Source organism: Acidiphilium sp. JA12-A1 (assembly GCF_000724705.2).
Taxonomy (GTDB): domain Bacteria; phylum Pseudomonadota; class Alphaproteobacteria; order Acetobacterales; family Acetobacteraceae; genus Acidiphilium; species Acidiphilium multivorum.
This window is the reverse complement of sequence record NZ_JFHO01000148.1, coordinates 1-5,238: the sequence shown is the minus strand read 5'-3', so window position 1 is coordinate 5,238 and position 5,238 is coordinate 1. Positions and strand designations below refer to the sequence as shown.

The window sequence follows — 5,238 nt, the reverse complement described above, 5'->3', positions numbered from 1 at the left end:
CGCGCCGGTTCCGCCCGCCCGCCGCCTGCGCGCCGCCGCCCCGCCGCAACCGCGCCCCGCCCGGTCGCTGATCCGCGCCAGGCGGCCCGCCCCTGTCCGGCCCAACGGCCGGATACTTGTCATGCGGCGAAAATGGACGAACAATATAACATCACGACACCGAAACGATGCGGCTGTTCGCACAGGCAGTTTCCGGTCCGCCCGGACCGGACGCACCGCCCTGAAATCCATGGAGAAGCATGAAGTGAGCGTTTCCGATATCTTCGCGCAGATCGTCGCCCTGGTCGGCGGCGCCGCCGTTCTCGCCCGCCGGTCGGACGCGCCCCGCCAGCCCGCCTGGGGCACCGCGCCCGCCATCCCGCCGGCGAAATCGCAGGGCAGCATCCCGACCCTGAAGATGCCGACGGCGCGCGGCTGGCCCGCGGGGCGCACGCCGGTGGCCGCTCCCGGCCTGAAGGTCAACGCCTTCGCCACCGGCCTGCAGCACCCGCGCTGGATCTGCGCGCTCCCCGGCGGCGACGTGCTGATCGCCGAGGCGTGCGAGGTGCCGCGCCCGCCCTCCTCGATCTTCGACTACGCGATGATCAGCACGATGAAGCGCGCCGCCGCGATGGGGCCGAGCGCCAACCGCATCACCCGCCTGCGCGACGCGGATGGCGACGGCGTCGCCGAAATCCGCAACGCCTTCATGGAAAATCTCAACCAGCCCTTCGGCATGGCCCTGGTCGGCGACACCTTCTATGTCGGCAATACCGATGGCGTGATGGCCTTCCCCTACACGAACGGCGCGGAGCGCATCGCCGCGCCGGGGCGGCGGCTCACCCGCTTCAACCCCGGCGGCCACTGGACCCGCAGCCTGCTGCCGAGCCCGGACGGCGCGAAACTCTATGTCGGCGTCGGCTCGCTCACCAACATCGCCGAGGCCGGCATGGCGGTGGAGGAAGGCCGCGCCGCCATCCACGAGATCGACCTTGCCAGCGGCGCCAGCCGCATCTTCGCCGCCGGCCTGCGCAACCCGGTCGGCCTCGCCTGGGAGCCGCGCACCGGCGCGCTCTGGACGGTGGTCAACGAGCGCGACGGCATCGGCGACGAAACCCCGCCCGACTATCTCACCACCGTGCGCGAGGGCGGCTTCTACGGCTGGCCCTATTGCTACTGGGGCCAGACGGTGGACGACCGGGTGAAGCAGGACCCCGCCCTCGTCGCCCGCGCCCTCACGCCGGATTACGCGCTCGGCGGCCACACCGCCTCGCTCGGCCTCTGCTGGCTGCCCGCCGGCGCGCTGCCCGGCTTTCCCGAAGGCATGGCGATCGGCCAGCACGGCTCGTGGAACCGCAGCACGCTGAGCGGCTACAAGGTCGTCTTCATCCCCTTCGCCGATGGCCGCCCCGCCGGCCCGCCGCGCGACATCCTGAGCGGCTTCCTCTCGGCGGACGAACGAGAGTCCTATGGAAGGCCGGTCGGCGTCGCGCTCGGCCCGGATGGCGGCCTGCTCGTGGCCGACGATGTCGGCGACGTGATCTGGCGGGTGACCGGCGCCTGAGGCCGGCGCGCCCTGCCGTCAGCCGAGGCCGTCATCCGCCGGCGGGCGGAATCGGGCGAGGCGCGGCGCCAGCACCGGCAGCACGAACAGCGAGAGCAGCGTCGCCGTCAGCAGCCCGCCGAGAATGACGATCGCCATCGGCCCCTCGATCGCATCGCCGGGGGAGCCGGCGGCGATCGCCAGCGGCAGCAGCCCGAGGGCCGTCACGCTCGCCGTGATCACGATCGCCGGCAGCCGGTCGGCCGCCGCCGCGCGCGCCGTCGCCGCCGACCAGTCCATCCCGTGCTCCAGCACCAGCCGGCGCATGTGGATCAGCAGCAGCAGCCCGTTGCGCAGCGTCAGGCCGAACAGCGTCGCCAGCCCCACCATCGCGCCGAGGCCGAGATGACCGGCGAGGAAGATCCACACCGCCGCGACGCCGCCGGCAAAGGCGACCGGCAGGATGCCGACGATCAGCGCCACCGCCCGCGCGTCGCGCAGCGCCAGCGCGATGAGCGAGAGGATGACGCCCAGCGCCATCCCCGCATGCACGACGAGCGAGCGCCGCGCCGCCCCGCCCGCGATCGCGGTGCCGCCATACTGCACATAAATTCCGGCCCCGAGCCCAAGCCCGGCGATGCGCCGGCGCAGCGCCGCGACCACCGCCGCGGACCGCCCGTGCGCGGTCTGCACGGTGACGACCTGCACCCGCCGGCCGTCATCGTGCAGGATCTGCGCCGGGCCGCGGGTCTGGCCGATTTGCGCGATCCGCCGCAACGGCACCACCATCCCGCCGGACGCCGCCACCGGCAGGTCGCCCACCGAGGCCGGCTCGCGGCGCAGCGCCTTCGGCAGCGTCACCACCACCGGCTCGACCAGCGTGCCGCGATACACATGGCCGACCACCGTACCGGCATAGGCGATCCGCAGCGCCGCGAGCGCCGCGCGCGCCGTCACGCCATAGCGCAGCATCGCCGCGCGATCGAGCGTCACCGACAGGGTGGGCTCCGCCTGGGTCGCGGCCAGCGATGCCGCGCGCACCCCCGGCAGGTGCCGCGCCGCGGCGGCGATGCGCCGGGCCGCGACGTCGATCCGGGCGAGGTTCGGCCCGTAGACCGACACCGTCACCGGCGCCGTCACCCCCGCGAGGCTCTCGTCGATCCGCTCGCTCAGGAAGGTGTGGGTCCACCAGGCCAGCCCCTGGATACCGTCGACCGCGTCGAGAATCCGGCGCGTCGAGCGCGCGGCGTGGCGGTTGCCGGTTCGGCTGAGGGTGATGTCGATCTCGGCCTTGTTCACCCCGGCATGGCCGTTGCTCATCGAGGCCCGGCCGATATGCATCACCGCGTTGGCGACCTCGGGCAGGTGCTCGATCGTGCCGACCACCTGCCGGCCGATCGCCAGCATCGCGTCGATCGACATGCCGGGCGCGGCCAGGTAGTGGACGATCACGTCGTTCTCGCGGAAGCGCGGCAGGAAGCGCGTCTGGAGCAGCGGCGCGCTGACCGCCGCCACCGCCGCCACGGCCACCGCCAGCACGGCGGCGAGCCGCCCCCAGCGTTCGAGGCCGGCCAGCGCCCGCCGGTAGGCCGGTTGCAGCAGCACGATCGGCGGCGTGTGCGCCCGCCCGTCATCGCCGCGCCCGAGCAGCAGCGCCGCGAGCGCCGGCGTCACCACCAGCGCCACCATGAGCGAGGCCGCGATCGCGGCGATATAGGCGATGCCGAGCGGCGCGAACAGCCGTCCCGCCACGCCGCCGAGCGCGATCACCGGGGTGAAGGCGACGACGACGGCGGCGCTCGCGAACACGATCGCGCTGCGCACCTCCAGCGAGGCGCGGAGGATCACCAGCAGCCTCGGCGCCGGGGCGGCGGCGGCGCGGTTCTCCCGCAGGCGGCGGGTGATGTTCTCGACATCGACCACCGCGTCGTCGACCAGTTCGCCGAGCGCGATCGCGAGGCCGGCCAGCGCCATGGTGTTGAGGGTGATGCCGAGCGCCGTGATCACCCGACCGCCGCCAGCAGCGACACCGGAATGGCGACGAAGGAAATCAGCGCCGCCCGCCAGTCGCGCAGCGCGACGAGCAGCACGAGCAGGATCAGCGCCGCGCCGATCAGCAGCACATGGCCGAGATCGAGCAGCGCGACGCGGATGAACGCCGCCGGCGTGAAGGCGCGCGGATCGACGCCGACCCCCTCCGCCCGCAGCCCCGGCGTCAGCCGCGCGATCACGTGCGCCGCCTGGTTGGCGACCTTCAGCGTGTTGGCGCCATAGAGCGAGGAGACCAGCAGCAGCAGCCCCTGCCGGTCATGGATCAGCGCCGCGCCGAACCGCGGCGGCGCGGCGATCCGCACATGGGCGACATCGCCGAGGCTCACCGGCACGCCATCGCGCGCGCCGAGCCAGCTTGCCGCCAGCGCCGCGGCGTTGCGCGCCTGCCCCTCCGGCGCGAGGACGAGGCGCTGGGCGCCGCTGTCGATGAACCCGGCGCCGAGCACGGCGCTCGCCGCATGCGCCGCCCGCGCCACTGCCGCCAGGGTGAAGCCGGTGGCCAGCAGGCGGCGCGGCCGCACGGCGACGTCGAATTGCGGGGGCCGCGCGCCGAACATCACGATATTCGCCACCCCCGGCACCGCCAGCAGCGCCGGCCGCACCTCGGTCTCGGCGATCGCCGTCAGCCGCTCCAGCGACATGTGCCCGGTGGGGTAGAGCCCGATTTCCAGCGCCGTGCCGGTGGAGGACTGCATCGGCGCGAGCCGGGGCACGATCCCCGCCGGCAGCGCGCCGCCGAGTTCGGCCAGCCGCCCGGCGACGCGCTGGCGGTCGCCGAAGGGATCGGTGCCGCCGTGGAACACCAGATGCACCACCGACAGCCCGGCCTCCGAGGTCGAGCGCATCCGCGCGAGGCCGGGCAGGCCGGTGAGGCGGCGCTCCAGCCGGTCGGTGACCAGCTGTTCGGTCTGCAACGCGCTGAAGCCGGGTGTGGCGGTCTCGATCACCACCGTCGGCGCGGTGAATTCGGGAAACACGTCGTAGCGGGCGCCGGGCAGCCGCGCGATCTGGATCGCCGCGAGCCCGCCCACCAGCAGCACGACGACGAGCCGGTAGCGCAGCGCGGCGCGGACGATGGCGGACAACAGCATGGGCCGGTCTCAGGTCCCGCCGGCGGCGCCGGCGGTCCGCGCCAGCATCGAGTTCAGCAGCCCGGCCCCGCGCACGACGATGGCGGGATCGCGCGGCAGCGCCGTGGCGGGCACGAAGCGCGTGCCCGGCGCATCGCCCCGCCGCAGCGAGCCGGTGCCGCCGAGCGGAACGGCGGTGAAGACGCGCGGCGCCGTCCGCACGAAGGCGAAGGCGCGGTCATGGTGCCAGACCAGCGCCGAGACCGGCACGTCATATCCGGCGATCGTCCGCCCCGCCGGCAGCGACACCGCGAGCGGCGTGCCGACGGGCAGGGCCGGTCCGGTGAACAGGAACGCCTGGCCGAGCAGCCCCGGCGGCAGCTGCCCCGCCGGGCCGATGGCATGGAGCGCCGCCGTCCCGCCATTCGCCAGCCGCGCCGTCGCGGCGGCGGGCAGGTGGTTCAGCGCCGCGCCGCCCTGCACCACCGAGACGAGCGACCCGCCGGCTTCGATGGCGCGGAACGGCGCGCCGTTCCCGGCGATCGCGGCGCCGAGCGCGGCGCCGAAGCGGGCCGCCGCCGCCGACCGCAGCGC

Annotated in this window: 3 protein-coding genes and 1 pseudogene; 1 reads left to right on the top strand and 3 read right to left on the bottom strand. The window is 74.5% G+C overall.

Translation table 11 applies throughout. The features are described from left to right. Positions 1-229: 229 nt before the first annotated feature. Complete coding sequence (locus tag RT91_RS18700) at positions 230-1,543, top strand: sorbosone dehydrogenase family protein (protein WP_013640982.1); 1,314 nt, start codon at positions 230-232, stop codon at positions 1,541-1,543. An 18-nt stretch (positions 1,544-1,561) separates the two neighbouring features. Here the strand turns inward: RT91_RS18700 and RT91_RS22860 are convergent, their stop codons facing one another. The 3 genes and pseudogenes from RT91_RS22860 to RT91_RS18690 all read right to left on the bottom strand — a co-directional run. Beyond that, entirely contained in the window at positions 1,562-3,529 is a 1,968-nt protein-coding gene (locus RT91_RS22860; protein ID WP_256363805.1) for an efflux RND transporter permease subunit, read from the bottom strand. Further along, entirely contained in the window at positions 3,526-4,665 is a 1,140-nt protein-coding gene (locus tag RT91_RS22855) for an efflux RND transporter permease subunit (protein WP_256363804.1), read from the bottom strand. Before RT91_RS22855 ends, RT91_RS22860 begins: the two co-directional genes overlap by 4 nt. 9 nt (positions 4,666-4,674) lie before the next feature. Then, positions 4,675-5,238: pseudogene (locus tag RT91_RS18690) on the bottom strand (hypothetical protein); the annotation flags it as partial.